Source organism: Kitasatospora sp. NPDC002551 (genome assembly GCF_040296005.1).
GTDB lineage: Bacteria > Actinomycetota > Actinomycetes > Streptomycetales > Streptomycetaceae > Kitasatospora.
Genome location: NZ_JBEOWI010000017.1, coordinates 900 through 1,456, shown reverse-complemented (window position 1 = coordinate 1,456; position 557 = coordinate 900). Strand labels below are relative to the sequence as shown.

The following is a 557-nucleotide window of genomic DNA, read 5'->3' as shown; positions in this document are numbered from 1 at the left end:
ACGTCACGGCGGAAACCACCGCCGGACGGACGGTCATCGCGACGGAACCCGCCACGGTCGCCACCACGGTCATCGCGGTCGCGGAAGGGACGGTCCTCACGACGCGGACGGTCGTCACGGTCGTCACGACGGAACCCACCCGGGCGGTCGTCACGGCGGAACCCGCCGCCGGACGGACGGTCATCGCGACGGAACCCGCCACGGTCGCCACCACGGTCATCGCGGTCCCGGCCGTACCCGCCGGACGGACGGTCGTCACGGCGGAAACCGCCACGGTCGCCACCGCGCTCGTCACGGCCGCCACGGTCGTAACCGCCCGACGGACGGTCGTCACGGCGGAAGCCGCCACGGTCGTCACGGCCGCCACGGTCGTAGCCACCCGACGGACGGTCATCGCGACGGAAGCCACCGCCGGCGGGGCGGTCGTCACGGCGGAAACCGCCACGGTCGCCACCGGCCGGACGGTCGTCACGGCGGAAACCGCCACGGTCGCCACCGGCCGGACGGTCGTCACGGCGGAAACCGCCACGGTCGCCACCGGCCGGACGGTCGTCACG

The 557-nt window shown here is 74.7% G+C and carries 1 pseudogene; it reads right to left on the bottom strand.

Going from position 1 to position 557, the window contains the following annotated elements:
- Positions 1-557, bottom strand: a pseudogene (locus ABT093_RS16860) (DEAD/DEAH box helicase); the annotation flags it as partial.